The following is a 25336-nucleotide window of genomic DNA, read 5'->3' on the forward strand; positions in this document are numbered from 1 at the left end:
CCGAGCACGCTGTACCCGATATGGACGCGGAGCCGAAGGGATATCAGGGCGAGGGCGCGGGCTCCGGGTTCGTGGTGGTCGCGAACCGGCTACCGGTCGACCTCGAGCGACTACCCGACGGCTCCACGCGCTGGAAGCGCAGCCCCGGCGGGCTGGTGACGGCGCTGGAGTCGGTGCTGCGCAACAACAACGGCGCCTGGGTCGGCTGGGCGGGCGTGCCCGACGTCGACCTCGATCCGATCAACGAGGACGGCCTCGAGCTGCATCCGGTGCCGCTGTCGGCCCAGGAGGTCGCCGATTACTACGAGGGCTTCTCCAACGGCACGCTGTGGCCGCTGTATCACGATGTGATCGTGCGGCCCGAATACCACCGCGAGTGGTGGGCCGCCTACGTCAATGTCAACCGCCGCTTCGCCGAGCACACCGCGAAGGTCGCCGCCGAGGGCGCGACGGTCTGGGTGCAGGACTATCAGCTGCAGCTGGTGCCCAAGATGCTGCGCATGCTGCGGCCGGATCTGACCATCGGCTTCTTCCTGCACATCCCGTTCCCGCCGGTGGAGCTGTTCATGCAGCTGCCGTGGCGGACCGAGATCGTGGAGGGCCTGCTGGGCGCCGACCTGATCGGCTTCCATCTGCCCGGCGGCGCGCAGAACTTCCTCTACCTGGCCAGAAGGCTTGCCGGACAGCCGACCTCGCGCGGCAACGTGGGTATCCGCTCCAAACTCGGTGTGGTGCAGGTGGGTTTCCGCACCGTCCGGGTGGGCGCGTTCCCGATCTCCATCGCCTCGGCCGAACTCGACGAGCTCTCGCGCCGCCGCTCGGTGCGCGAGCGCGCCGCCCAAATCCGTTCGGAGCTGGGCAATCCCAAGAACATCCTGCTCGGCGTCGATCGCCTGGACTACACCAAGGGCATCGATATCCGCCTGGCCGCACTCGAGGAGTTGCTGCAGGAGAAGCGCATCGATCCCGCCGAGACGGTCATGGTGCAGCTGGCCACCCCCAGCCGCGAGCGCGTCGAGAGCTATATCCAGATGCGCAGCGATATCGAGCGCCAGGTCGGCCGCATCAACGGCGAATTCGCCCGCGTCGGCTTCCCGGTCGTGCACTATCTGCACCGCCCGATCCCCCGCGACGAACTGATCGCCTTCTTCGTCGCCGCCGACGCCATGCTCGTCACCCCGCTGCGCGACGGGATGAACCTGGTCGCCAAGGAGTACGTGGCCTGTCACAGCGGCCTCAACGGCGCCTTGGTCCTGAGCGAATTCACCGGCGCCGCGGCCGAATTACGCCAGGCCTACCTGTGCAATCCGCACGACCTCGACAGCGTCAAGGACGCCATCACGCACGCCCTCTCCGACGATCCGGACACCCGCCGTCGTCGTATGCGCGCGCTGCGCCGCCAGGTCCTCACCCACGACGTGGACCGTTGGGCCCGGGCGTTTCTCGACGCGCTGGCCCAGGACCGGGTCGCGGGCAGCGCGCTGCTCACCGACGACGATGTGGATCCCGGGGCGCGCTGATCAGATCGGCGTCACCTGCGCCACCAGCCACTGCCCGTCCCGCCTGTCCAGGGAGACCCGCACCCGGCTCGGGGTGACCGTGCCCTGCGGGGAGTCCTTGCTGGTGGTGACCTGATTCAGATAAACCAGCACGACCGCGTGCGACCGCTGGGCGGAAACTATTCCGGCAGCCTGGGCGGTCGCCTGCACCGTCAGCTGCTTCTCCTTCGCCCCGGGGACGATGGCCTGGTTGATCAGCTTCAGATAGTCGTCACGGAAGCCGGGGGCGAGATTGTTCGCGATCTTGGGCAGTTCGGTGTCGACGCTGTGGAAGTCGTAGGTGAACATGCCCTCGACCGTGCGCCGGGCCGCGGCGACGGAGTCGGTGCGCGCCTGCTCCGCCTGGGTGTCCGCGCGGTAGGAGTGGTACAGGTACCAGGCCGATCCGAGCGAGAGCGCGATCAGCCCGACGGCGATCACGCGAATCAGGATCAGGCGCATCTTGTCGTTGCCGTTCATGCCACGAACTCCACCTGTGCGGCGGTGGTCGTCGACCCGTCGCGGGTGACGGTCACCCGGAACCGGTAGAACCGCTGCTGCGGATCGGCGGAACCGGCATTGGTCAGGGTCTGCTTGGCGGCGACCAGGATTCGCGCGGAGGTGTCGTCCTCGCTCTCGATCGCGGTCTCGACGATCTCGCCGCTGGCCTTCACCTTCGCCTGCTGGACGACCTGTGCGTAGGCGTCCTTGCGCTGGGAGTACTCGGCCTTCAGCTCGCCGGAGGCCACCGCGAGCACCCGGTCGATGTCCTGCTGGGCCGTATCGCCGGTGATGGTGGTCAGATTCAGAATCGCCTGCTTGGCGGTCTGCACGAAGGCGGCCTCGCGCTCGGCACGGGCGTCCAGCGTCTGGCGATGGTGCAGGAACAGTCCCCCGCCGACCAGCACCCCCGCCAGGGCGACGATCGCGGCCGCCATCGCGGTCCACTCGAGCCAGCCCAGCCGAGCGCGCGAGCGCGGCCGCTCGGCGGGTTCGGTGGTACCGGGTTCGGTTGCGGGCGAGGCGACCTCGTCGATTTCGGTGGCCGACGACGACGGCGCGGGCTCGACGGGCGCGGCCTTGCGCACCGTGATGGTCTCGACCGCGGGTGGCTCGCCCGCGGGCGGCCCGGCCGCCCGGACCACGCGTCGGCGGCTGCGCTCGGTTGCACTGCTCTGCGTCATCGCTGTTGCTCCTCCAGCATCGCCTGCCAACTGGACGGTACCGTGCCGGAGCCGCCCGGACCGACGTCACCCTGTCGATAGGTCCGCCCGTCCGGACCGACGAAGGTGTGATTGTTCAGGTCGTAGTTCCGCAGCACCGCGGCGGGCTGGGTACTCGCGGGCGCGTCCGGAGCGACGGGCGCACCCGACGGCGTCACCGGCCGCGGCGGGCCGAACGGCGGATTGTCCCCGGCGGGCACATAACCCCTGGGATCGTGGCACAACTCGGGCGTGGGGGCCCGCTTACCCGGCACGTCCTGACATGGCGTGTTGCGAATACCGCGCACGGCCTCCTTGGCGTTCTGCGCCACCTTGCAGTACATATCCCCCGGCAGATCCGGGAAGTCCTTCTCGATCGGCGACCGCCGCTGCTCGGGCGGCACGAATCCGGTGGTGCAGCCGGGCGGATCGTTGAGCCCGAGCATGAAATCCACCATCGCCCCGTATTCGGCCGGACCGCGCACGACGGTCAGCAGGGCCGCGATCATCTGCGGGTAGATCACCAGGATCTGTTCCAGGCCCGCGTGATAGGTGACGCCGACCTGCCCGACATTGATCAGATTCGACAGCAGCAGCGGCAGCGTCGGCCGCATGTCCTGAAAGGTCGAGCTGACCTTCTGCGCCGCCGAGGGGGTGCGCTCGATCAATTGCCCCAGCGACGGATCGTGTTGGCGCAGTTGATCGGTCACCGTGGCCAGATCGCGGGTCCAGGACCGGATGGCGGCATCGGACTGGTTCTGGGTGTCGAGCAGCGGCCCGATCTTCGCGAGCAGGTCCTTCGTCTGGTCGGTGTTGGCGCGTGCCTCCTGAACCAGCAGCGACGCCGAGTCGATGAATCGCTGCAGATCGGGTCCGGCGCCGTTGAACGCGACGAACGCGTCGTCGATGAGCTGCCGCAGCTCGGTGTCGGCGACGGTCGACAGCAACCGATCCGCCTGATCCAGCATGGCCCCCACATCCTGCGGCAGGGTGGTCCGCTCGACCGGAATCACCGATCCGTCACGGAGATTGCCGCCGCGCGGGTTGTCCACCGGCACCAGGTCCACATACTGCTCGCCCACCGCGGACACGCTCTTGACCGCGGCCGTGACATCGCCGGGAATCTTGTAATCGCTGTCGATGCGCAGCTTCGCGTCCACCCCGTCGGGGGTCAGCCGGAGTTCGGAGACCTTGCCGACATTGGTGCCTCGATAGGCGACGTTGGCGGTGGGATACAGCCCGCCGGTGGCCGCGAGTCGGACGGTGACCTCGTAGCGTCCGATCCCGAACATGGCGGGCAGCTGCACATAGCTTCCGGCCATGACCACCAGGCCCACCACGGTCAGCAGGGCGAAGATCACCAGCTGGGCGCGGACGAATCGAGTGAGCTTCATCGGCCCGGACCCCCTTGCGGCGCAATCGGAACCGTCAGGCCCGGAATGGCGGGCAGACCTGGAATCGGCGGCAGCCCGGGAATGCTCGGGGTCGGCGTGGGCGGCTGCGGCTCCGGCGGGGGCGGCGGCCGCAGCGGATCGGTGGCCGGATTGCCGTTGCCCATCGCGGTTCCGGCGATCGTGCCGAGCGCGCCCTCGACGCCGCCGAAGCGGCCGCCCAGCGGGGTACCGGTGAGGAAGTTGGAATCCAGTCGCGCCCCGGTGATGTCGACGGTCATGAGCAGATTCAGATAGTCGCCCTTGAGCGCCCGATCGATGTTCTTCATCGGGAACGGGAAGGTGAGCAGGATTTGCAGCGACTCCGCCAGGCGGGAACCGGTGTCGCCCAGCGCCTTCAGCGCCGGATGCAGCTGCGCCAGATTCGCCTTCAGATCCTCGCCGCCCTGGGCGATGATGCGCTGCACCACATCGCTCAGATCACCCAGGGCCGTAATCGTTCTGGTGATGTTCGCGCGGCGGTCGGCCAGCACGGTCAGCGCCGGATGGATCTTCTGCACCGCGTCGGCCAGTTGGTCCTGCTGCTGCGCGAGCCGCCCGGCGAACCGGTCCAGGCCGTTCATCGCGTCGATGATGTCGGCGGTCTGCTGATCCAGCGTCGTGGTCAGCTGGGTCAGCTGCGGCAACAGGTCGCGAATCGCGTCGGTGCGGCCGGTGAAGGTGGCGTTCAGCTCGCGGGTGATGGTCTCCAGCTGGGCGATGCCGCCGCCGTTGAGCACCACCGACAGCGAGGAGAGCACCTGTTCGGTGGTTGGATAGTCCGCCGCCCGGGCCAGCGGTATGAGGTCGCCGTCGCGCAACTGCCCCTCGGGCTCGACGCCCCTCGGGGCGAGCAGCTCGACGTGATTGCTGCCCAGCAGGCTGGTCTGCCCCACCCGGGCCTCCGCGTTGGCGGGCAGCCGCACCCCCTTGTCGAGGCTGACCGTCACCAGCGCGTGCCAGTCCTCGACCTCGATATTCGACACCGTCCCCACCGTCACGTCATCGACCTTGACCGGTGAATTACGGGTCAGCGTGGTGACATTCGGCATCTGAATGCGCACCCGCCACGACCCCTCCCCCGTGCCCGCCGCACCCGGCATGGGCAGGGTGTTCAGGCCATCCCATTCGCATCCGGTGACGCCGAGCAGCAGCGTCAGTGCGAGTGCGGCACCGGCGATCCGTGCGCGCCCCATCATCGACCTCCCGGGACGGCGAGCCCGGCGATACCGTTCGGCACGGCCGTCGGCGCGGAGCCCTGCGCAGCCAATCGATCGGCCAGTTCCGGCGTGCTGAAGGTGAGCTGATTCGGGAACGCGCCCTGCCCCGTCGCCGGATTGGCCAGCAGCGGCGGATAATTCATCATCAGCGACTGTATGACCGGCGCGACGTACTGACGGCACAGCGCTCCGGTTCGGTCGGACTGATTGGCCTCGAGGCCCTCGATGGCCCCGCACAGGAATGCGAACGGATTGGCGAAGTTGGTCAGTACGACCGAACCGGTCAGGGTGCCCTGGGCGGGCTTGTAGATCTGATAGAAGTTCGCCAGGCCCGTGGGACCGGAGTGCAGGACGCGCTCGAGCTCGGGCCGCTTGTCGGCCAGGATCTGGGTGGCATCGGCCAGCCGCCGCACGCTCTCGGTGAGCTGTCCCCCGCGCTCGTCGAGGAAGCGCTTCACATCGGCGATGGCGGTATCCAGATTGTCCAGTCCCGCACCGAGATCCTCCGACACCCCCGCCAGCACCGACGACACCGATGCCAGCCGCCCGCCGAATTGCACGATCTGATCGTTGCTCTTGGACAGGACGTCGACGAACTGCTGCAGATTGCGGATGGTTCCGAACAGATCGGTGCGGCCGTCGGACAGCGTGTTCAGCGTGCTCGACAACTCGCGCAGGGTGTCGCGCAGCGCCTGGGCGTTGCCGTTGCCCAGATTCGCCGAGGCGGTGTCGACGAAGCGGCCGAACGAGCCCTGTTCGTCCTCGCCCACCGGCCCCAGGGCCTGCGACAGCTTGGTCAACTCGGCCTTGATGTCGTCCCATTCCACCGGCACCGCGGTGCGCTCGATCGGAATCTCCCCGCCGTCGTGCAGTTTCGGGCCGCCGGTATAGGCGGGCGCCAGCTGCACGAAGCGCGCCGAGACCAGCGACGGCGAAATCGTCACCGCCCGCACCTCGGCAGGGATATCGATGCCGCGGTCCACGGTCATGGTGACCTGGACCCGATCCTTACCCGGCTCGATCGAATCGATCCGGCCCACCTTCACGCCCAGCACCCGCACGTCGTCCCCGGCGTACAGCCCGGTTGTCGACGGGAAATACGCGGTGATTTGCGTCTTTCCGATATTCACCACGGCGCTGTAGCAGATCCAGCCGCCCAGGGCGACGACCAGCGCCACGACCACCAGCTTGGCCCAGCGCGGCACCCCGCCGATCCTGCGCAGTGCGTTCATTTCGGCGGCTCCTGAATCGATGGGCCGACCGACAGCGGCGGCGAGCCGAGGTACTCCTGCAGCGATTGCGGCACCCGCTGCGGCCACACCAGCGCATCGACCAGCGGGCGCAGGCTCAGGCTCGAGGCGTTGGACACGTACGCCTGGAAATAGGGGCCGCTGCCGACCTGTTCGCCCAGCGCCGCCGCGTACGGGCCGAGGGCATCGAGGGCCCTGCTCAGGTTCTTCCGATTCTTCTGCAGCAGCCCCAGCACCGAATTGAGCCGATCCAGCGTCGGTTTCAGCTGCGCCTCGTTGTCGTTGACGAAGCCGGTCAGCTGCTGGGCCAACCCGTTGACGAAGACGATCAGCTGACTCAGCGCGGTGCGGCGGGCATTGAGCTCGCCGAGCAGATTGTTGCCGTCGACCAGCAGCGCATCGATCTGATTGGACCGGTCGGCCAGCACCTTCGTCACGCCCTGGGCGCGCGCGAGCAGATCGGTGAGCGCCTTGTCGCGGGCGTTGAGGCTGCGCGAGAGCTGGGTGACGCCGTCGAGGGCGGCCCGCAGCGGCGCGGGCGTATCGGCGAACGCGCCCGAGAGGGTGTCCAGGGTCTTGTCGACCTGGTCCAGATCCAGGCCCTGCACGGTCTTGGTGAGATCACCGAGGGCGTCGTTGAGCGAGTACGGGGAGGTGGTGCGGTCCAACGGAATCGACGCACCGCCGCGCATCGCACCGGGCCCGGTGGGCACCACCTCGAGCGATTTGCGACCGAGCACGGTATTGGTCTTGATGGCCGCGGTCGTCTTCTGTCCCAGCACGATCGATTCGTCGACACTGAAGCGAACGCGCACCTTCGCGCCCTCCAGACCGACCTCGTCGACCCGGCCGGAGCGCACCCCCGCCACCTGCACCGGATCGCCGGGCACCAGCCCGCCCGCATCGGCGAAATAGGCGGTGAATTCCGCACCGCCGCGGATGAACGGAAGGCGGTCGAACTGCAGGGCCGACAGCGAGATCGCCACGGCGAGCACCACGCCGACGATGCCGACATCGATCACGGAAGAGCGCTCGTTCACTGGTCGCCGCACCTTCCCGTGGTCTGCAGGCCGGGTAGGTTGACGTGCATCGGCTTCCCGTCGGGACCGTCGACGAGCAGGTTCGTCCCGCAGACGTACATGTTCAGAAACGATCCGTAGGAGCCGATGTGCACCAACTTCTTGTAGGTGTCCGGCAGCCGGTCCAACACCCACTGCACCTGATCGCGGCCGTCGTCGAGATTCGCCGATACCCGACCCAATTGATCGAAGCTCTGCTTCAGGTCCGGGCGTGCCTGCCGCAGCAGATCGGTCAGATCGCCGGTCGCGCCCGCCAGCCGGGGCAGCGCCGCACCGATCGGATCGCGGTCGGCCGCCAGCCCGCTCACCAACCGCTGTAATTCGGTCAGTGTGGTGTCGAATTCACCACCGCGCTGATCGAGGGTCGTCAGCACCGTGCGCAGATTCTCGATCACGCTGCCGATCAGGGCATCTCGATCGGCCAGGGTCTTGGTGAACGATCCGGAGCTGTTCAGCAGCGCCACCAGCGTCCCGCCCTGCCCCTGGAACACCTGCAGCAGCGCACTGGTCAGATCGTTGACCTGGGCCGGATTCAGCCCGCGCAGCAGCGGTTTGAAGCCGCCGAGCAGCAGGTCGAGGTCCAGGGCGGGCTTGGTCCGATCCACCCCGATCGTGCCGCCCTTGGTCAGCGCCTGGGCGGTGCCCGGTCCCTCCAGCAGTTCCAGATACCGGTCGCCGACGAGATTCTCGTAGCGGATGGCGGCATGGGTGCTGGTGTAGAGCCGGTATGTGTGATCGACCTCGAAATCGACGTGGGCCAGATGGTCCTTGCCGACGTAGACCCGCTTGACCGAACCGACCGGCACCCCGGCGATGCGCACCTTCGAACCGGGCAGCATGCCCGAGGAACTGGTGAAGATCGCGTGATACCCGGTCTCCCGCGCGAAGCGCATCTGGCTGAAGATGACCCCCAGTCCGGCGAGCACCAGCACCATCACCAGGGTGAAGATCGTCAGCTTCACGGTGCTGGCATGTGGTTTGAACCTCATGGATTACCCACCCCCGGCAGTCCCGCGAACAGCACCTGGAACACGTTGGGGCCGTTGGGATGTGTGGTGAGCGATGGCGTCCACACCTCGCCCTCGGAGGTGTCGGTGACCAGATAGTTGGAGTGGCTGCCCGGCACCCGGTCCAGGACGCCCTCGCAGCGCGGGCCGCCGGTGGCATTCACCTTGGGCAGATCCTTGGGGTACTGGTACGGGGTGCCGCCGGGCATGAAGCTCGCGTTCAGATTCACCCACGGCCCTTGGCCGCCGAATACCGCATTACCCATCGGCAGCGCGTTCACGACCCCGGATATCAGGCAGAACAGCGCCGGATTGTATTCGTCGAGCAGGGCGGTCGTCGGGCGCAACAGATCCAGCGCGGTTACCAGCGGCTGCTCGTTCTCGTTCAGGATCGGTCCCGTCGTATCCGCCAGCCCGATCAGATTGACCAGCATCGCGTCGAAGCTCTGTTCCTTCCGCACGATCGTCGCACCGGTGACCGTCAGATTGTCGGTGGTGCGCAACAGATCCGGGACGGTATCGGCGTACAGATTCGTCACCCCCACCGACGCGCGCAGATCCCGCCGCAGATCCGGCAGGCTCGGATTGATGTCGCGCAGATACCGATCCGAATCCGCGAGCAGTTGGCCGAACTTGTCTCCGCGACCCTGCAGCGCGGTGCCCAATGCCGTCAGCGTCGCATTCAACTTCTCCGGCGCGATCTTGGCCAGCACCTCGGACAGGTGTTGGAACAGCGTATTGAACTCCACCGTGACCGATTTCGCGTTCACGGTCACGCCGGGGGTCAGGGATTTCGACGACGGCCGCTGCGGGACAACGAAATTCACATATTTGGCGCCGAAGACCGTGGTGGAGCGGATGTCCACGCCGACGTTGGCGGGCAGCAGCCGCAGCTGCTCGGGGTCGATCGCCAATGTCAGTTGGGCGTTGTCGCCGGTGTACGAAATGGACTTCACCCGACCGATTTCCACCCCGCGCAGCTTCACCTTGGCGTCGGGATCGAGCACCAGGCCCGCGCGCTGGGCGTCGACGTAGATCGTCTCGGTCGAGGTGAAACCCCCGGCGAACATGGTCAGGGCCACGGCCACCACGGCCGTCAGGCTGGCCACCAGGGCCAGCCCGGCCAGTTTGACACCCCATCCCGCGCCGAGGATTCTTCCGGCGCCGTCCCTTTCGACCAGCTTGTTCGCCGCCATATCGCCTACCCCGAGAGATGGAAATTGCCGGAGGTGCCGTAGATGGCCAGCGAGACCAGCAGGGTCACGGTCACGACCGCGACCAGTGAGGCGCGCACCGCATTGCCCACCGCCACGCCGACGCCGACGGGTCCGCCGGTGGCGTGGTAGCCGTAGTAGGTGTGGATCAGCATGACCGCCAGGGCCATGAAGATCGCCTGGACGAAGGACCAGAGAATGTCGCTGGGGATCAGGAACGTCGAGAAGTAGTGGTCGTAGACGCCCGCGGACTGGCCGTAGATCACCACGGTCGCGAACCGGCTGGCCACGAACGAGGCGATCACCGCCAGCGCGTACAGCGGCACGATCGCGATCATCCCGGCCAGCACCCGGGTGCCGACCAGGAACGGCACCGGCCGGATCGCCATCGACTCCAGCGCGTCGATCTCCTCGGCCACCCGCATCGCGCCCAGCTGTGCGGTCGAACCCGCCCCGATGGTGGCGGCCAGGCCGATGCCGGAGATGACCGGCGCCGCGATGCGGACATTGATGAAGGCGGCGAAGAATCCGGTCAGCGCCTCGACGCCGATATTGCCCAGCGAGCTGTAACCCTGCACGGCGATGGTGCCGCCCGCGAACAGGGTCAGGAATCCCACGATCACCACCGTGCCACCGATCACCGCCAACGCGCCGGTGCCCATGCTTATCTCGGCGATCAGCCGGATCGTCTCGGTGCGGTAATGGGTGAGCGCGCGCGGCACGGCCGCCAGCGACTGTGCGTAGAAAAGAGCATGTCTTCCGACATTGTCGAGCGAGTCGGACATCCGGCGCACGCGTCGAACAGTACGCGGGAACCGGGATTCGATCACGAACGCCATACCGTCACCGCGCCGTGAACTTGATCCCAACGGCGGTGACCACGACATTGACCACGAACAGGGCCATGAAGGAGAACACCACCGTCTGATTGACCGCGTCGCCGACGCTCTTGGGCCCACCGCGGACATTCAGGCCCAGGTAGCAGGCCATCAGCCCGGCGACCAGGCCGAACAGCGTGGCCTTGACCTCGGAGATGACCAATTCCGGCAGATGGGTCAGCAGCGTGATGCCGTTGACGAACGAACCGGGATTGACACCCTGCAGGAATACCGAGAACAGGAAGCCGCCGACGATGCCGATCGTGCAGACCAGGCCGTTGAGCAGCGCGGCGACGAACATTGACGCCAGCACCCGCGGCACCACCAGCCGGTGCACCGGATCGATGCCGAGCACCCGCATCGCGTCGATCTCCTCGCGAATCGTCCGCGCGCCCAGATCCGCGCAGATGGCGGTGGCCCCGGCACCGGCCACGATCAGCACCGTCACGATCGGGCCGACCTGAGTCACCGCGCCGAATGCCGCACCCGCGCCGGACAGATCGGCCGCACCGATCTCGCGCAGCAGGATATTGAGCGTGAAGCTCACCAACACGGTGAACGGAATGGCTACCAGCAGGGTGGGAATGATCGACACGCGGGCGACGAACCAGGACTGGTCGACGAATTCGCGTCGTTGAAACGGGGGCCGCACCACGGCTCGGGCCACGGCGGCGGTGAGTTCGAAGAACCCGCCGACCGCCCGCAGCGGCACGGCAAGAACCTCGTTCATCCGCGATTCCTCCTTGCCCTGCCCAACGGTACAGCCTGCGACGGCGAGCCCCCGTCGCCCCACCCGTCTCGAAGATTAGAACACGTTCCTGGTACCCAGGTTCACAGATTGACCATATTTGAACTGCAATTTTCTTGCAGAACTATCCCGCAAGATAGAACGTGTTCATAGCGGATATGAATCGCCTTTGTGAGGCAAAGCACAGCCGACCCCCATGTCTACCAACTGCCGGACCACCGATCAACAGATTGTCGCGGTCAGTGGACACCTGCCGCGAGTCAGCCGAGATCGTGTAGCGCTGTCGCGGAAAACGTACGCCCGGTTCGGCGCTGCGCGAAATAGTTTACGAGCGTGTCGGCCAACTCGGCCGGGGCCCATTCCGCGCCGTCGGCGTCGAAGCGCCGCTCCACCTCGGGGGCGGCCATGAGCGCGACCATCGGCCCGTAGACGACGAACACCTGCCCCGAGATCGCCGCGGCGGCCGGGGCGGCCAGATAGGCGACCAGCCGCGCCACATGATCGGGCGACAGCGGATCCACACCGTCGGCGGGGGCGTCGGAGAACACTCGCTCGGTCATGGCCGTGCGCGCGCGGGGGCAGATCGCGTTGGCGCACACGCCGTATCGGGCCAGCGCCCGCGATGCCGACAGGGTCAGTGCGGTGATGCCCGCCTTGGCCGCCGCATAGTTCGGCTGCCCCTCCGGGCCGAGCAGACCCGCCTCGGAGGAGGTGTTGATCAGCCGTCCGTACACCGGAGCACCGGTGTCCTTGGATTTGGCCCGCCAGTACGCGCCCGCATTGCGGGAGAGCAGGAAGTGCCCGCGCAGATGGACCGCGATCACCGCGTCCCAGTCCTCGTCGGACATGTTGAAAAGCATCCGGTCCCGGACGATTCCGGCGTTGTTGACGACGATGTCGACGCCGCCGAACGCCTCGTCGGCCGTTCGGATCAGCGCATCGGCCGTGGCCCGCTCGGCCACGCTGCCGCCGACGAATTCCGCCTTCGCACCGAGCGCCCGCAGGTCGGCCAGCGTCGCGGCGACCGCCTCGCTCTCGGCCAGATCATTGATCACCACCGCGGCTCCGGCGCGGGCCAGCGCGAGCGCCTCGGCCCGCCCCAGCCCGGCACCGGCTCCGGTCACGATCGCCACCCGACCGGACAGACTCAGTTCATTGTCTCCCACGCCGTGACTCTAGAACGTGTTTCAGTTCACTGGCAAGGGCGACTCATTCCAGTCTGAGCGCGGCCTTGGGGCATTGGGCGACCGCCGTGCGCACATCGTCGAGCCGGTCCGCGGGCACCTCGGACACCGACAGGTGCAATTGGTCCTCGTCGTCGAGTTCGAAGACGTCCGGGGCGATTCCGACGCAGACCCCATTGGCCTCGCACTGGTCGAAATCCACACTGAGCTTCATCGATGACTCCTTTGCCGCAGGTATCGCGAGACTAACAACCCAGTACCGGTCGCCGCGGCCGAAACGACCCGATCCGCCGCCCATACTGGAACATGTTTCACTCGGTATGCAATGATCGAGTCAACCCTCCAGCCCATACCGGCTGGCTATCGACATCGTGAGGTGCGCCCCATGCGGATTGCCTACACCCCGCAACAGGAACAGCTGCGGGCCGAGCTGCGCGAGTACTTCGCCGAACTCATCACCCCGGAGCGGCGGGCGGCGCTCAGCGCGCAGACCGGTGAATACGGCCACGGCACCGTCTACCGCGACATCGTGCGCGAAATGGGCCGCGACGGCTGGCTGGCGCTGGGCTGGCCCACCGAATACGGCGGGCAGAACCGGCCGATGCTGGATCAGCTGATCTTCACCGACGAGGCCGCGATCGCCGGTGCGCCCGTGCCGTTTCTGACGATCAACTCGGTGGCGCCGACGATCATGCACTACGGCACCGAGGAGCAGAAGAAGTTCTTCCTGCCCAGGATCGCCGCCGGGGAGCTGCACTTCGCCATCGGCTATTCCGAACCCGGCGCGGGCACCGATCTGGCCTCGCTGCGCACCACCGCGGTGCGCGACGGCGACGACTGGATCATCAATGGGCAGAAGATGTGGACCAGCCTCATCCAGTACGCCGACTACGTCTGGCTGGCCGCGCGCACCGATCCGAATGCCCGCAAGCACAAGGGCATCAGCATGTTCATCGTGCCGACCACGGCCGCGGGCTTCTCCTGGACCCCGGTGCGCACCATGGCCGGACCGGACACCAGCGCGACCTACTACCAGGACGTGCGGGTGCCCGCCACGGCCCTGGTCGGGCCGGAGAACGGTGGCTGGGCGCTGGTCACCAACCAGCTCAATCACGAGCGGGTGGCACTCACCTCGGCCGCGCCGCTGCAGCTGGCGCTGGCCCAGACGTTGGACTGGGCGCGAAACAACAAGGACTCCAACGGCTCCCGGGTGATCGACAGCGAATGGGTGCGGATCAACCTGGCCCGCGTACACGCCAAGGTCGAATATCTGAAGCTGCTCAACTGGGAGATCGCCGCGCGCGCGGACGCCGGTGGGGATGCCGCGCCACGCCCGTGGGACGCCTCCACCTGCAAGGTGCTGGGCACCGAACTGGCCACCGAGGCATACCGATCGCTCATGGAGGTGCTGGGCCCGCAGGCCTATCTGCGCCAGGATTCGCCGGGCGCCGCGCTGCGCGGGCGGCTCGAGCGCATGCATCGCGCCTGCCTGATCCTTACCTTCGGCGGCGGCACCAACGAGGTGCAGCGCGACATCATCGCCATGACCGCCCTGAAGCAACCCGCCGCCGCGCGCTGACCCGAAAGCTGATCACCGTCATGGATTTCACCCCCACCGAAGCCCAGCAGGACCTGGCCCGCCTGACCGGCGAGGTGTGCGAGAAGCTGGTCACCGCCGATCGCCTGCGCGAACTGGACCGGGCGGAGGTCCGCTTCGACGAGCCGCTGTGGCGCTCGCTGGCCGAGACCGGCGTGCTGGCGGCGACGCTGCCGGAGTCGGTCGGCGGCAGCGATCTCGGCGCGCTGGAGCAGACCGCGGTGCTGCGCGAACTGGGCAGGGCCGTCGCGGCGGTGCCGTATCTGTGGTCGATCGTGCTGGGCGCGGGCGCGCTGGCGCGGTTCGGTTCCGCGGCGCACCGTGAGCTGGCCGCGAAAGCCGCCGCGGGCGAGGCCATCCTGACCGTGGCGCTGGCGGAGGAGCGCAACTGGGATCCCGCCCATCCGGTGACGACCGCCACCGACGCCGGCGGCTGGCGGCTGACCGGGGCCAAGACGATCGTCCCGTTCGCCGCCCAGGCGGATCGAATCCTGGTGCCCGCCACGGTCTCCGGATCACCCGCGATATTCCTGGTCGACCCGTCCGATCCGAGTGCGCGGGTGTCGGAACAGCAGGTGGTGGACCGCGCACCCGAGGCCGAGGTCGAATTCGACCGCACCCCGGCCGAATTGGTGGGCACCGCCGCATCCGGCGGTGAGATCCTGGCCTGGCTGCTCGAACGCGGCTGGCTCGGCCTGGCCGCCCAGCAGCTCGGCACCCTCGAGCGCGCCCTGGACCTGGTCGCCGAATACGGCCGCGAGCGGGAGCAATTCGGCCGCAAGATCGGCGGCTTCCAGGCCGTCGCCCAGCGCCTGGCCGACGGCTACATCGCGCTGCAGGGTCTGCGCCTGGCCGTCACCCAGGCCGCCTGGCGCCTGGCCGAGGGCCTGCCCGCCGCCCAGGAGATCCACACGGCCAAGTTCTGGGCCGCCGAGGCGGGCCATCACCTCGCCCATACGGTCGTGCACGTGCACGGCGGCGTGGGCATCGACCGCGATCACATCGTGCACAACTACTTCACCGCGGCCAAGCACCACGAATTCGCCCTCGGCGGCGCGACCGACCACCTGCGTGCCCTGGGTGCGCTGCTGGCGCAGCCGCACTAGCGCGGTCAGCGCACGGGGGTGGCGCGGGCGAGGATCTCGTCCACGGTCTGCTCGACGGTGAGATCCGAGGAGTCGAGCCACAACCCGATGCGCGGCGTCTCGGTGCGCAGCACGGCGTCGAGATCGGCGACGGTGAACGAGCCGGGCAGATAGGCGTCCTTGGCCCGGCCCGCCTCGCGCCGGGCGACCGCGTCCGGACGGGGCGCGAGCACCACGACATAGAGCGGATTCGTGCGGATCTGCTCGATCGTGTACGGCAGGAACTCACCGAGAAAAGTGTCCTGCAGGACCGCGGTGAAGCCCGCCTCCTCGTAGTCGTCGGCGGTGCGCGCCGCCAGCCGATGCCGAAGCCGCAACTGCGCCAACGCCTCCGGACTCGGCTCGGGGGACATCTGCGCGGATCCGCCGGTGATGAAGCGGCGGAACATATCGCCGCGCACATGCGCCGACCGCGGCAGCCGTCGCGCGAGCGCCTGGGCCACCGTCGACTTTCCGGCCGCCTGGATTCCGGTGATCAAGTACACCGTTCGGAGGGTATCCAAGCAGGTGACGAGGTCGCATCCGAATATTCGATGAGTTTCACGGGCCCGTTTCGTCGGTATCTGAGTACACGTGACGACTGCGCAGTCGAGAGGACCGAACATGGCCAGCAAGATGATCTTCGTGAACCTTCCCGTCGACGATCTGGATCGATCCAAGACCTTCTACGAGGCGCTGGGCTGGAAGGTCAATCCCGCGTTCACCGACGAGAACGCCGCGTGCGTCGTGGTGGACGACAACATCTGCCTGATGCTGCTGGTGAAGCCGTTCTTCTCGACCTTCACCGAACGCCCGATCGCGGACAGCGGAAAGGCCACCGGCTCGATCTATGCCCTCGCCCTGGGCAGTGCTCAGGAGGTCGACGCGCTCACCGCCGCGGCCGTGCGGGCGGGCGGCACCGAACTCGTCAACGAGGACAAACGGGCTCAGGAGGCCGCGGTCGGCATGCACGGGCGCGCCTTCCGCGATCCGGATGGACACCATTGGGAGCCGTTCTGGATGGACTATGCGGGCCAGCGTTAGGCCCGCAGTTCCGGCGGCAGTCCGAACAGCGGGAACAGCCGCTCGGTATCGAGGAAGAAGTTCAGGCCGCTGATCTTGTCACCGGCGAATTCCAGCACGGTGATCGACCACGGTGTGTACACCCCCGGCACGTCCGACGGCTTGTACTGGCCGAAGGCGGGCAGCCCGTTCGCGCCCTCCAGCGGGATCAGGCGCGAACCGCGGCAGGCCGACGGGCCCTCCGACAGCATGAACGCGGCGACATTGTCCGGACCGGAGATCCACAGCTCGATCGGCGGCATGGACAGCGCCACATCCTGTTTCAGCAGGGCGGTGAGGGCGTCCATATCGTAGGCCTCGAAGGCCCGGACGAAGCCGTCGACGAGTTCGCGCTGCCGCGCGTCGTTCTCGTCGTAGGAGCCCGACTCGCTGGGCCGCACCTTCGACATGGTGGCCCGGGCCCGCTGCAGTGCGCTGTTGACCGAGGCCGGTGACATCATCAGCGCCTCGGCGGTCTCGTTGGCCGAGAAGCGCAGCACCTCGCGCATGATCAGGATCGCGCGCTGGGTGGCGGGCAGATGCTGCACCGCGGCCACGAACGCCAGCCGCAGCGAATCCTTGGTGGAGGTGTGCTCGGCCGGATCCGCGCCGAAGGCCAGCCCGTTCGGGATCGGCTCGATCCAGACGTAGTCCGGCTGCGGCGGGGGCAGCGGGGTATCCGGGCTGGACGGCCCGTGCAGGTCCATCGGCCGGGCCCGCCGCTGCGGCCCGTCCAGCATGTCCAGGCACACATTGGTGGCGATCTTGTACAACCAGGAGCGCACGCTGGCCCGGCCCTCGAACGAGTCGTAAGCCTTCCACGCCCGGGTGAACGTCTCCTGTACGGCGTCCTCGGCCTCGAACGAGGACCCCAACATCCGGTAGGCGTAAGCGCACAGCTCCCGCCGATATCCCTCGAACTGCCGCAACACCTCGTCCACGGCACCGGCCGACTTGCTCATGCCAGACACAATGGCACAGGCCACCGACAAGAAACAGCCCGAAATCGCTGGGCCGCACCGGTTCCTACCAGGTGGAACATTCGACAGGGCAACGACGGATCATTTGGCGGCGGGCGCGTCGTGGTCGGCCGGGCGGGACTCGGCGTGCGCGCGGGCCCACTTGTAGTCGGGCTTGCCCGCCGGGGAGCGCTTGATCTCGTCGGCGTACCAGAGGCTGCGGGGCATCTTGTAGGAGGAGATCTCCTTGGTCAGCACCGGCCGCAGATCCTCGAGGGTGGGCCGCCTGTCACCGCGACACTGCACCACGGCGGCCACGCGCTGGCCCCAGCGCTCGTCCGGAACGCCGATCACCAAGGCGTCGAAGACATCCGGATGCGCCTTGAGCGCGCCCTCGACCTCCTCCGGATAGATCTTCTCGCCGCCGCTGTTGATGCTCACCGAACCGCGTCCGAGCATGGTGACGGTGCCGTCTTCCTCCACACGCGCGTAGTCGCCCGGAATGGAGTAGCGAATTCCGTTGAACTCCTTGAAGGTCGCCGCCGTCTTCACCGGGTCGTTGTAGTAGCCGAGCGGGATGTTGCCCTTGCGGGCGAGGAAGCCGACCTGACCGGAGCCGGGGACGACCGGATTGCCGTTCTCGTCCAGCACATCGGTGGAGGCATCGATCTTCACCCGCGGGCCGCCGGTGTGGGTCTGCCCCTTGGTCGCGATCGACAGCCCGCCGAATCCGGTCTCGGTGGCGCCGATGGAGTCGGTGATCACCGTATTGGGCAGCAATTCGATGAATTCGTCCTTGAGCGCGGGCGAGAACAGCGCCGCACTCGACGCCAGCGCCCACAGCGTCGAAATCTGGTACGGCGCACCGGTTTCCGGATTCCCTGCCTTGAGCGCGTCCAGCATCGGCCGGGCCATGGCGTCGCCGGTGATGAAGATCAGGTTCACGCCGTGCCGTTCGATGGCCTGCCAGACGCCGTGCGCGTCGAACTCCGGCAGCATGATCGCCTTGCCGCCGTCGAACAGGCTGTGGAAGGTCGCGGTGAGCGCGCCGCCGTGGATCATCGGCGGAATCGGATAGCGGACCATCTGCGGACCGCCCGCGCCCTTCTTGGCCTGCTCCCACTCGTCCTGAACGAATTCGCCGGTGTAGAAGTTGATGCCGCCGCCGAGGACCCGCCACCAGTCCTCCTGCCGCCACATCACGCCCTTGGGCAGGCCGGTGGTGCCGCCGGTGTAGATCATGAGGATGTCGTCGGGCGAGCGTTCACCGAAGTCGCGGCCCCCCGGCGAGGCGGCCAGCGCCGCTTCGTATTCCACCGAATCCGCCGCCGTCGGGAATCGATCTTCGGTACCGTCGTCGATTACGACGACCGTCCGCAGCTTCGGCGTGTTCGGGCGCACGCCAGCGACCCGGTCGCTGTACCGGCGCTCGTGAATGAGCGCGACCATATCCGAATTGTCGAAGATATATTGCAACTCGTTCTCGACGTATCGGTAGTTCACGTTCACCATCACGGCACGCGCTTTGAAGATCGCCACCATGGCCTCGACGGCCGGGATGGTGTTGCGCGCGTACAGGCCGACCTTGTCACCCGGTCGCACACCATGTTCCTGCAGGTAGTGCGCGAGTCGGTTGGCCCGGTCCTCCAATTGCGCATAGGTGACCGAGCGGGTGTCGTCGGCCAGCGCGACACGGTCCGACATGAGGTCGACGGTGTGTTCGACGAGATCGGCTATGTTGTAGCTCACAGGTCAAAAATAGAACGCGTTCTTGTGGCTGACAAGCCTCAATTTACACCGTTTACGAATCCCATCAGACGAACATAACCGTTGACAGTTCCGTCCGTCCCCGAATTGGCGAAAGCAATTGCGGCGCAATGCCGAATGCCCGCCTGGCTGGCCAGGCGGGCGCACGAGATCCGCGAGCCGACCTAGCTCTCCTGTCCTACGTACCGCTCGCGCAGTTTGCGCTTGTACAGCTTCCCGTTCGGATCGCGCGGCAGTTCGTCCAGATAGTCGATGCTGCGCGGCAGCTTGTACTTGGCCAGCCGCGATGCCGCGAATTCCAGCAGCTCCCCGGTGAGTTCGTCGTTGCCCTCGATACCCGGGGCGGGCTGTACGACGGCCTTCACCTCCTGCCCCCAATCCGGATGCGGGATACCGAAGACCGCGACATCGGCGACCTTGGGGTGGGTGATCAGCTCACCCTCGACCTCGGCCGGATAGATGTTCACCCCACCGGACAGGATCAGATCCGAACGGCGGTCGCACAGGAACAGATAGCCGTCGGCGTCCATGTACCCGATGTCGCCCACGGTGAACAGATCGCCCACGCGTGCGTCATCGGTCTTGGCCTTGTCCTTGTGATACTCGAAGCTGGACGCCCCCATCTTCATGTAGACCTGGCCGATCTCCCCGGGCGGCAACTCCGTTCCGTCCTCGCCGAGCACCTTGACCACCGAATACGGCCACGCCTTGCCAACCGAGCCCGGCTTGCGCAGCCATTCCTCACCGGTGATCATCGTGCCGCCGCCCTCGGTCGCCGCGTAGTACTCGGTGACGACCGGACCCCACCACTCGAGCATCTTGCGCTTGGTCTCCTGCGGGCACGGCGCGGCGCCGTGGATCATGCAGCGCAGCGACGAGACGTCGTACTTGCGCCGTACCTCCTCCGGCAGCGCCAGCAGCCGATGGAACTGGGTGGGTACCACGTGGCTGTGGGTCACGCGATGCTTGTCGATCAGCCGCAGCATCTCCTCCGGATCCCACTTGTCCATCAGCACGACCTTGTGTCCCAGCTGAATCGAGATGGCGGAGTGGTTCAGCACCGCGGTGTGATACAGCGGCGAGCCGCAGATGTGCACGTGGCCGTCGAACGGCTGCAGGCCGAACAGACCGAAGTAGCCGGTCATGGCCGGGGGGACCACATCGGGATCCGCGCCGGTGAGTGGGCGCCGAACGCCCTTGGGACGCCCCGTCGTTCCGGAGGTGTACAGCATCGGCGCGCCGGTGGTGCGGATGTCGGGACGACCGGTCTCCCCCGCGCCCAGCTCGGCCAGCGGCCGGAAGCCCTCGACCGAACCCACCGAATACCGGTCCTCGGCAGGTACTTTCGCCTCGTCCGCCGCGATCCGGGCGGCCGCGGCGAAGCGCTCGTCCGCGATGAACGCCTTGGCCTCGCTGTTGTCGAGTATGTAGGCGACCTCCGGACCGGTCAGATGCCAGTTCACCGCGACGATGTAGAGCCCGGACTCGAACGCCGCGAAGTACACCGCCAGCGCCTCGGCGCAGTTGTGCACCATCGAGACGAGCACATCGCCGGGGCGTAACCCCTTGGCCTGCAACCCCCTTGCGATCCGGTCGGCCTGCCCGGCCAGTTCTCCGTAGCTGATCTCCCGCCCCGACGGATCGACGACCGCGATCCGTTCGGGTCCGGTGGCAGCGATATTCCACAGTCCCAGCCGCTGCGTCGGCTCCATCGAAGTCACCCTCCAAATTTAGAACGTGTTCTACATCTGAACAAGGGGGGCGAGCTGGCGCAACTGCTCGACGGAATGAGCGGAGACGAGCAGCATTGCGACGCCTGCCTTCTCCCAGACCCGAAGCTGCGCGCGCACCTGCGCCTCGTCGCCGATGATCGCGCCGTCGAGAACGAGTTCGTCCGGCACCGCCGCGGCCGCCTCGTCCTTGCGTCCCGAGCGGAACAGCCGGGTGATCTCGTCGACCACCTCGCCGTAGCCCATGCGCCGATACACCTGCGCGTGGAAGTTCAGCTCCTCCGCGCCCATGCCGCCGATGTAGAGCGCCATCACCGGCTTCATCCGATCGAGCGTGCCGCGGACGTCGTCGGTGATGACGACCTGACAGCTCGCGGCAATTTCGAAATCGGCCCGCGAACGCCGGGCACCCGGGCGGGCGAAGCCCTCGTCGAGCCATTCGTCGTACATTCCGGCGAGCCGCGGGGTGTAGTAGATGGCCAGCCAGCCGTCGGCGATCTCGGCGGCCAATGCCACGTTCTTCGGCCCCTCGGCGCCCAGCCAGATAGGAATATCCGCACGTCGAGGATGGGTTATCGGCTTGAGCGGCTTACCGAGTCCGATCGCTCCCGCGCCCCGGTACGGCAGCGGGTAGTGCGGCCCCGCACTGGTGACCCGGTCCTCGCGAGCCAGCACCTGCCGCACGATGTCGACATATTCGCGAGTCCTCTGCAAGGGCTTGGCAAACGGCTGCCCGTACCAACCCTCGACCACCTGCGGACCCGATACACCCAGGCCGAGCACCGCCCGCCCCTCGCTCAGGTGATCCAGCGTCAGGGCGGCCATCGCGGTCGCGGTGGGCGTGCGCGCCGACAGCTGCGCCACCGAGGTGCCCAACCGCATCCGCCGCGTCGCCGACCCCCACCAGGCCAGCGGGGTGAACGCGTCCGAACCCCAGGACTCGGCGGTGAACACGGCGTCGAAGCCGATCTCCTCCGCCGTCGCGACCAACTCCGGGACATGCGCGGGCGGCCGCGCACCCCAGTACCCGAGTTGCAATCCGAATTTCATGCCACATCCTGTCGTCCGAGCCCCGCCCTTGCCACCAGAATAAGAACCTGTTCTACTCGATATCGTGACTCAGGGGAACACCATGACCGGCGCGATTCCCGACATCCTCGCCGCGGAACTGCGCATGAAGTTCGACTACACCCGCTCGGTCGGACCGACCATCGGGCGCTTCCTCACCGGGCTGCGGGCCGGGCGCATCGTCGGGGTGCGCGGCTCGGACGGGCGGGTGCTGGTACCGCCCGCGGAGTTCGATCCGGTGACCTCCGAGCGGCTCACCGAATTCGTCGACGTCGCCGACGTCGGCACGGTGCGGACCTGGTCCTGGGTGCGAGACCCGCTGCCGGGCCAGCCCTTCGACCGGCCGTTCGCCTGGGCGCTGATCGAGTTGGACGGCGCGGACACCGGCCTGCTGCACGCGGTCGACGTGGCCTCCCCCGACGACATCCACACCGGGATGCGCGTGCGGGCCCGCTGGGCGGCCGAGCGCACCGGCACGATTCACGACATCGCCTGCTTCGAACCGGGTGAGATCTCCGCGGCCCCGGCCGAATCCGCGCCCGGCGAGCCGGTCACCGGCATCATCACACCGATCGACCTGCGCTACAAGCACACCGCCGCCCCGCAGGAGACGGTCTTCCTGCGGGCCATCGCCGAGGGCCGCCTGCTCGGCGCCCGCGCCGCCGACGGCAAGGTCTACTTCCCGCCCCGCGGCGCGGATCCGCGCACGGGCGAGCCCACCGAGGACTACGTCGACCTGGCCGACACCGGCATCGTCACCACCTTCTGCATCGTGAACGTGCCGTTCCAGGGCCAGCGCATCAAGCCGCCCTATGTGGCCGCCTACATCCTGCTGGACGGCGCGGACATCCCGTTCCTGCACCTGGTACTCGGCTGCGATGCGAGCGAGGTCCGAATGGGCATGCGGGTCAAGGCCGTCTGGAAACCACGCACGGAATGGACCTACGACGGCCTGGACAATGTGGCGCACTTCGAGCCCACCGGTGAACCCGACGCCGAATACGAGACCTTCGCGCACCACCTCTAGAGAGGCGCTGAAACCTTGAGCGACAACGTAACCGACATCGCGGTGGTGGGCTTCGCACACGCGCCGCACGTGCCGGAGACCTACGGCACCACCAACGGGGTGGAAATGCTGGCCCCCTGCTTCCGGCAGCTGTACGACCGGCTCGGCATCACGGTGGGCGATATCGACTTCTGGTGCTCCGGATCATCGGATTACCTTGCCGGACGCGCCTTTTCGTTCATCTCGGCGATCGACTCGATCGGCGCGGTACCGCCGATCAACGAATCGCATGTGGAGATGGACGCGGCCTGGGCGCTGTACGAGGCGTATGTGAAGATCCGCTCCGGCCAGGCGCGCACCGCCCTGGTGTATGGCTTCGGCAAGCCCTCGGCGGGCACGCTGCGACAGGTGCTCACCATGCAGACCGATCCGTATCTGGTCGCGCCGCTGTGGCCGGACGCGGTCTCGATCGCCGGACTGCAGGCCCGCGCCGGACTCGACGCGGGCACCTGGACCGAACGAGATCTGGCCGCCGTCACCGCGACCGACGACGCCGATCTCGAAAAGCGGCTCGCCGCACCGTATGTCGCCGAACCGCTGCGCGCCCACGACATCGCGCCGATCACCGACGGCGCGGCCGCGATCGTGCTGGCCGCGGGTGACCGAGCCCGCGAGCTGTGCCCGAATCCGGCCTGGCTGACCGGCATCGCCCACCGCATCGATACCCCGGTGTTCGGCGCCCGCGACCTCACCACCTCTCCCTCGGCCGCGGCCGCCGCCCGCGATGTCACCGGCGGCGATGCCAGCGATTTCGATATCGCCGAACTGCATGCCCAGTTCAGCCACGAGCAGCTGATCCTGACCCACGCCATCGGTTTGGGCGCGGCCACCCGCATCAACCCCTCGGGCGGACCGCTGGCGGGCAATCCCATGTTCGCCGCGGGCCTGGAGCGTATCGGCTTCGCCGCCACCGAAATCATGAACGGCTCCGCCCGGCGCGCCCTCGCCCATGCGGCGAGCGGGCCCGCGCTGCAGCAGAACCTGGTAGCCACCCTGGAGGCGCGATGAGCAACCCCACTGCGGTGCTCGGCACCGGACAAACCCATCACGTGACGAAACGAACCGATGTATCGATGGCCGGGATGGTCCGGGAGGCCATCGATCGCGCGCTCGAGGATGCCGAGCTCACGATGGCCGATATCGACGCGGTCGTGGTCGGCAAGGCGCCGGACCTGTTCGAGGGCGTCATGATGCCCGAGCTGTTCCTCGCGGATGCCCTGGGCGCCAGCGGAAAACCCCTGCTGCGGGTGCATACGGCCGGTTCGGTCGGCGGCTCGACCGGCTGCGTCGCGGCCAATCAGGTGCAGGCCGGGATGCACCGCAGGGTGCTCGCGGTGGCCTGGGAGAAGCAGTCGGAATCCAATGCCATGTGGGCGCTGTCGAATCCGGTGCCGTTCACCAAGCCGGTGGGCGCCGGGGCGGGCGGTTACTTCGCCCCGCACGTGCGCGCCTACATCCGCCGGGCCAACGCGCCGCTGCATATCGGCGCGATGGTCGCGGTGAAGGATCGCCGCAACGGAGCCAAGAATCCGCTGGCCCATCTGCAGCAGGCCGACATCACGATGGAGTCGGTGCTCGCGTCCCAAATGCTCTGGGACCCCATCCGTTTCGACGAGACCTGCCCGTCCTCCGATGGCGCCTGCGCCATCGTGCTCGGCGACGAGTCCGCGGCGCGGGCCGTGGAATCCGCGGGCCGCACGGTGGCCTGGGTGCACGGCACCGCGATGCGCACCGAACCGCTCGCCTACGCCGGACGCGATCAGGTCAGCCCGCAGGCGGGCCGGGACGCGGCCGCGGCGCTGTGGCGGCAGGCGGGCATCACCAATCCGCTCGAGGAGATCGACGCCGCCGAGATCTATGTGCCCTTCTCCTGGTTCGAGCCGATGTGGCTGGAGAACCTCGGCTTCATGCCCGAGGGCGAGGGCTGGAAGCTCACCGACGCCCGCGAGACCGAGATCGGCGGGAAGCTGCCGGTCAACCCGTCCGGCGGGGTGCTCAGTTCCAATCCAATCGGCGCGTCCGGCCTGATCCGCTTCGCCGAGGCCGCCAAACAGGTGATGGGCCGGGCGGGCGCCTATCAGGTGGACGGGGCCCGCAAGGCGTTCGGCCACGCATACGGCGGCGGCTCGCAATACTTCTCGATGTGGGTGGTCGGCAGCGAACGGCCGTAGTTTCAGGCGGAACCTATTGAGCCAACGCACAATTCGAATTCA

General features: G+C 67.6%; 24 protein-coding genes. 7 read left to right on the forward strand and 17 right to left on the reverse strand.

Annotated elements, in window-relative coordinates; genetic code table 11:
* Window positions 1–20 precede the first annotated feature (20 nt).
* On the forward strand, window positions 21–1520 hold the full coding sequence (locus NDR87_RS05305; RefSeq protein WP_251910210.1) for a trehalose-6-phosphate synthase: 1500 nt from the start codon (window positions 21–23) through the stop codon (window positions 1518–1520).
* On the opposite strand, the gene NDR87_RS05310 is transcribed toward NDR87_RS05305, so the two are convergent.
* The 12 genes from NDR87_RS05310 to NDR87_RS05365 form a co-directional block, all read right to left on the reverse strand.
* The gene (locus NDR87_RS05310) at window positions 1521–2018 is read right to left on the reverse strand and encodes a h domain protein (protein WP_251909921.1); all 498 of its coding nucleotides are present in this window, start codon (window positions 2016–2018) and stop codon (window positions 1521–1523) included.
* Window positions 2015–2722, reverse strand: a complete 708-nt coding sequence (locus NDR87_RS05315; RefSeq protein ID WP_251909920.1) for a hypothetical protein — start codon at window positions 2720–2722, stop codon at window positions 2015–2017. Before NDR87_RS05315 ends, NDR87_RS05310 begins: the two co-directional genes overlap by 4 nt.
* Window positions 2719–4134 (reverse strand): MCE family protein, encoded by a 1416-nt coding sequence (locus NDR87_RS05320; protein WP_251909919.1) that lies wholly within the window; start codon window positions 4132–4134, stop codon window positions 2719–2721. Before NDR87_RS05320 ends, NDR87_RS05315 begins: the two co-directional genes overlap by 4 nt.
* Entirely contained in the window at window positions 4131–5369 is a 1239-nt protein-coding gene (locus NDR87_RS05325; protein WP_251909918.1) for an MCE family protein, read from the reverse strand. The genes NDR87_RS05320 and NDR87_RS05325 overlap by 4 nt, the downstream gene beginning before the upstream one ends.
* A complete protein-coding gene (locus tag NDR87_RS05330; RefSeq protein WP_251909917.1) occupies window positions 5366–6622 on the reverse strand; it encodes an MCE family protein in 1257 nt (418 codons plus the stop codon). The genes NDR87_RS05325 and NDR87_RS05330 overlap by 4 nt, the downstream gene beginning before the upstream one ends.
* Window positions 6619–7680 (reverse strand): MCE family protein, encoded by a 1062-nt coding sequence (locus NDR87_RS05335; protein ID WP_251909916.1) that lies wholly within the window; start codon window positions 7678–7680, stop codon window positions 6619–6621. The genes NDR87_RS05330 and NDR87_RS05335 overlap by 4 nt, the downstream gene beginning before the upstream one ends.
* Window positions 7677–8708 (reverse strand): MCE family protein, encoded by a 1032-nt coding sequence (locus tag NDR87_RS05340; RefSeq protein ID WP_251909915.1) that lies wholly within the window; start codon window positions 8706–8708, stop codon window positions 7677–7679. The genes NDR87_RS05335 and NDR87_RS05340 overlap by 4 nt, the downstream gene beginning before the upstream one ends.
* Window positions 8705–9922: an MCE family protein gene (locus tag NDR87_RS05345; RefSeq protein ID WP_251909914.1), complete on the reverse strand. Its 1218-nt coding sequence runs from the start codon at window positions 9920–9922 to the stop codon at window positions 8705–8707. The genes NDR87_RS05340 and NDR87_RS05345 overlap by 4 nt, the downstream gene beginning before the upstream one ends.
* A gap of 5 nt (window positions 9923–9927) precedes the next feature.
* On the reverse strand, window positions 9928–10779 hold the full coding sequence (locus tag NDR87_RS05350; RefSeq protein WP_251909913.1) for an ABC transporter permease: 852 nt from the start codon (window positions 10777–10779) through the stop codon (window positions 9928–9930).
* A 4-nt stretch (window positions 10780–10783) separates the two neighbouring features.
* Window positions 10784–11548: an ABC transporter permease gene (locus NDR87_RS05355; protein WP_251909912.1), complete on the reverse strand. Its 765-nt coding sequence runs from the start codon at window positions 11546–11548 to the stop codon at window positions 10784–10786.
* A gap of 278 nt (window positions 11549–11826) precedes the next feature.
* Window positions 11827–12732: a 3-oxoacyl-ACP reductase gene (locus tag NDR87_RS05360; protein WP_251909911.1), complete on the reverse strand. Its 906-nt coding sequence runs from the start codon at window positions 12730–12732 to the stop codon at window positions 11827–11829.
* Between the two features lie 43 nt (window positions 12733–12775).
* On the reverse strand, window positions 12776–12964 hold the full coding sequence (locus NDR87_RS05365; RefSeq protein ID WP_251909910.1) for a ferredoxin: 189 nt from the start codon (window positions 12962–12964) through the stop codon (window positions 12776–12778).
* 171 nt (window positions 12965–13135) lie between these two features.
* Between NDR87_RS05365 and NDR87_RS05370 the strand changes: the two genes are divergently transcribed.
* The gene (locus tag NDR87_RS05370; RefSeq protein ID WP_251909909.1) at window positions 13136–14329 is read left to right on the forward strand and encodes an acyl-CoA dehydrogenase family protein; all 1194 of its coding nucleotides are present in this window, start codon (window positions 13136–13138) and stop codon (window positions 14327–14329) included.
* Between the two features lie 20 nt (window positions 14330–14349).
* Window positions 14350–15453 carry an acyl-CoA dehydrogenase family protein gene (locus tag NDR87_RS05375; protein WP_251909908.1) on the forward strand — a complete coding sequence of 368 codons (1104 nt, stop codon included), beginning with the start codon at window positions 14350–14352 and terminating at the stop codon, window positions 15451–15453.
* Between the two features lie 5 nt (window positions 15454–15458).
* Here NDR87_RS05375 and NDR87_RS05380 read toward each other — a convergent pair whose 3' ends face one another.
* Window positions 15459–15977, reverse strand: coding sequence for an AAA family ATPase (locus tag NDR87_RS05380; protein ID WP_251909907.1), 519 nt, complete (start codon window positions 15975–15977; stop codon window positions 15459–15461).
* Window positions 15978–16095: 118 nt separating this feature from the next.
* Between NDR87_RS05380 and NDR87_RS05385 the strand changes: the two genes are divergently transcribed.
* The gene (locus NDR87_RS05385) at window positions 16096–16515 is read left to right on the forward strand and encodes a VOC family protein (protein WP_251909906.1); all 420 of its coding nucleotides are present in this window, start codon (window positions 16096–16098) and stop codon (window positions 16513–16515) included.
* Here the strand turns inward: NDR87_RS05385 and NDR87_RS05390 are convergent.
* The 4 genes from NDR87_RS05390 to NDR87_RS05405 form a co-directional block, all read right to left on the reverse strand.
* Window positions 16512–17495, reverse strand: a complete 984-nt coding sequence (locus NDR87_RS05390) for a sigma-70 family RNA polymerase sigma factor (RefSeq protein ID WP_251909905.1) — start codon at window positions 17493–17495, stop codon at window positions 16512–16514. The genes NDR87_RS05385 and NDR87_RS05390 overlap by 4 nt on opposite strands.
* Before the next feature lie 99 nt (window positions 17496–17594).
* Window positions 17595–19241, reverse strand: a complete 1647-nt coding sequence (locus tag NDR87_RS05395) for an acyl-CoA synthetase (RefSeq protein ID WP_251909904.1) — start codon at window positions 19239–19241, stop codon at window positions 17595–17597.
* A 182-nt stretch (window positions 19242–19423) separates the two neighbouring features.
* On the reverse strand, window positions 19424–20971 hold the full coding sequence (locus NDR87_RS05400; RefSeq protein WP_251909903.1) for an acyl-CoA synthetase: 1548 nt from the start codon (window positions 20969–20971) through the stop codon (window positions 19424–19426).
* A gap of 30 nt (window positions 20972–21001) precedes the next feature.
* Window positions 21002–22039 carry an LLM class F420-dependent oxidoreductase gene (locus tag NDR87_RS05405; protein ID WP_251909902.1) on the reverse strand — a complete coding sequence of 346 codons (1038 nt, stop codon included), beginning with the start codon at window positions 22037–22039 and terminating at the stop codon, window positions 21002–21004.
* Between the two features lie 82 nt (window positions 22040–22121).
* Here NDR87_RS05405 and NDR87_RS05410 point away from each other — a divergent pair, with 82 nt between their 5' ends.
* From NDR87_RS05410 to NDR87_RS05420, 3 genes are read left to right on the forward strand one after another with little or no spacing between them, the layout of a single operon-like run.
* Complete coding sequence (locus NDR87_RS05410; protein ID WP_251910209.1) at window positions 22122–23084, forward strand: Zn-ribbon domain-containing OB-fold protein; 963 nt, start codon at window positions 22122–22124, stop codon at window positions 23082–23084.
* Window positions 23085–23099: 15 nt separating this feature from the next.
* Window positions 23100–24131 carry a thiolase domain-containing protein gene (locus tag NDR87_RS05415; protein ID WP_251909901.1) on the forward strand — a complete coding sequence of 344 codons (1032 nt, stop codon included), beginning with the start codon at window positions 23100–23102 and terminating at the stop codon, window positions 24129–24131.
* Entirely contained in the window at window positions 24128–25294 is a 1167-nt protein-coding gene (locus NDR87_RS05420) for a thiolase domain-containing protein (RefSeq protein WP_251909900.1), read from the forward strand. Before NDR87_RS05415 ends, NDR87_RS05420 begins: the two co-directional genes overlap by 4 nt.
* Window positions 25295–25336: the final 42 nt, after the last annotated feature.

The organism is Nocardia sp. CDC159 (assembly GCF_023740735.1).
GTDB classification, from domain to species: Bacteria; Actinomycetota; Actinomycetes; order Mycobacteriales; family Mycobacteriaceae; genus Nocardia; species Nocardia pulmonis.

Coding starts and splice junctions, on each gene's coding strand:
- NDR87_RS05305 (WP_251910210.1), top strand. CDS start 21: ATGGACGCGGAGCCGAAGGGATATCAGGGCGAGGGCGCGGGCTCCGGG.
- NDR87_RS05310 (WP_251909921.1), bottom strand. CDS start 2,018: ATGAACGGCAACGACAAGATGCGCCTGATCCTGATTCGCGTGATCGCC.
- NDR87_RS05315 (WP_251909920.1), bottom strand. CDS start 2,722: ATGACGCAGAGCAGTGCAACCGAGCGCAGCCGCCGACGCGTGGTCCGG.
- NDR87_RS05320 (WP_251909919.1), bottom strand. CDS start 4,134: ATGAAGCTCACTCGATTCGTCCGCGCCCAGCTGGTGATCTTCGCCCTG.
- NDR87_RS05325 (WP_251909918.1), bottom strand. CDS start 5,369: ATGATGGGGCGCGCACGGATCGCCGGTGCCGCACTCGCACTGACGCTG.
- NDR87_RS05330 (WP_251909917.1), bottom strand. CDS start 6,622: ATGAACGCACTGCGCAGGATCGGCGGGGTGCCGCGCTGGGCCAAGCTG.
- NDR87_RS05340 (WP_251909915.1), bottom strand. CDS start 8,708: ATGAGGTTCAAACCACATGCCAGCACCGTGAAGCTGACGATCTTCACC.
- NDR87_RS05345 (WP_251909914.1), bottom strand. CDS start 9,922: ATGGCGGCGAACAAGCTGGTCGAAAGGGACGGCGCCGGAAGAATCCTC.
- NDR87_RS05350 (WP_251909913.1), bottom strand. CDS start 10,779: ATGGCGTTCGTGATCGAATCCCGGTTCCCGCGTACTGTTCGACGCGTG.
- NDR87_RS05355 (WP_251909912.1), bottom strand. CDS start 11,548: ATGAACGAGGTTCTTGCCGTGCCGCTGCGGGCGGTCGGCGGGTTCTTC.
- NDR87_RS05365 (WP_251909910.1), bottom strand. CDS start 12,964: ATGAAGCTCAGTGTGGATTTCGACCAGTGCGAGGCCAATGGGGTCTGC.
- NDR87_RS05370 (WP_251909909.1), top strand. CDS start 13,136: ATGCGGATTGCCTACACCCCGCAACAGGAACAGCTGCGGGCCGAGCTG.
- NDR87_RS05375 (WP_251909908.1), top strand. CDS start 14,350: ATGGATTTCACCCCCACCGAAGCCCAGCAGGACCTGGCCCGCCTGACC.
- NDR87_RS05385 (WP_251909906.1), top strand. CDS start 16,096: ATGGCCAGCAAGATGATCTTCGTGAACCTTCCCGTCGACGATCTGGAT.
- NDR87_RS05390 (WP_251909905.1), bottom strand. CDS start 17,495: ATGAGCAAGTCGGCCGGTGCCGTGGACGAGGTGTTGCGGCAGTTCGAG.
- NDR87_RS05400 (WP_251909903.1), bottom strand. CDS start 20,971: ATGGAGCCGACGCAGCGGCTGGGACTGTGGAATATCGCTGCCACCGGA.
- NDR87_RS05405 (WP_251909902.1), bottom strand. CDS start 22,039: ATGAAATTCGGATTGCAACTCGGGTACTGGGGTGCGCGGCCGCCCGCG.
- NDR87_RS05410 (WP_251910209.1), top strand. CDS start 22,122: ATGACCGGCGCGATTCCCGACATCCTCGCCGCGGAACTGCGCATGAAG.
- NDR87_RS05420 (WP_251909900.1), top strand. CDS start 24,128: ATGAGCAACCCCACTGCGGTGCTCGGCACCGGACAAACCCATCACGTG.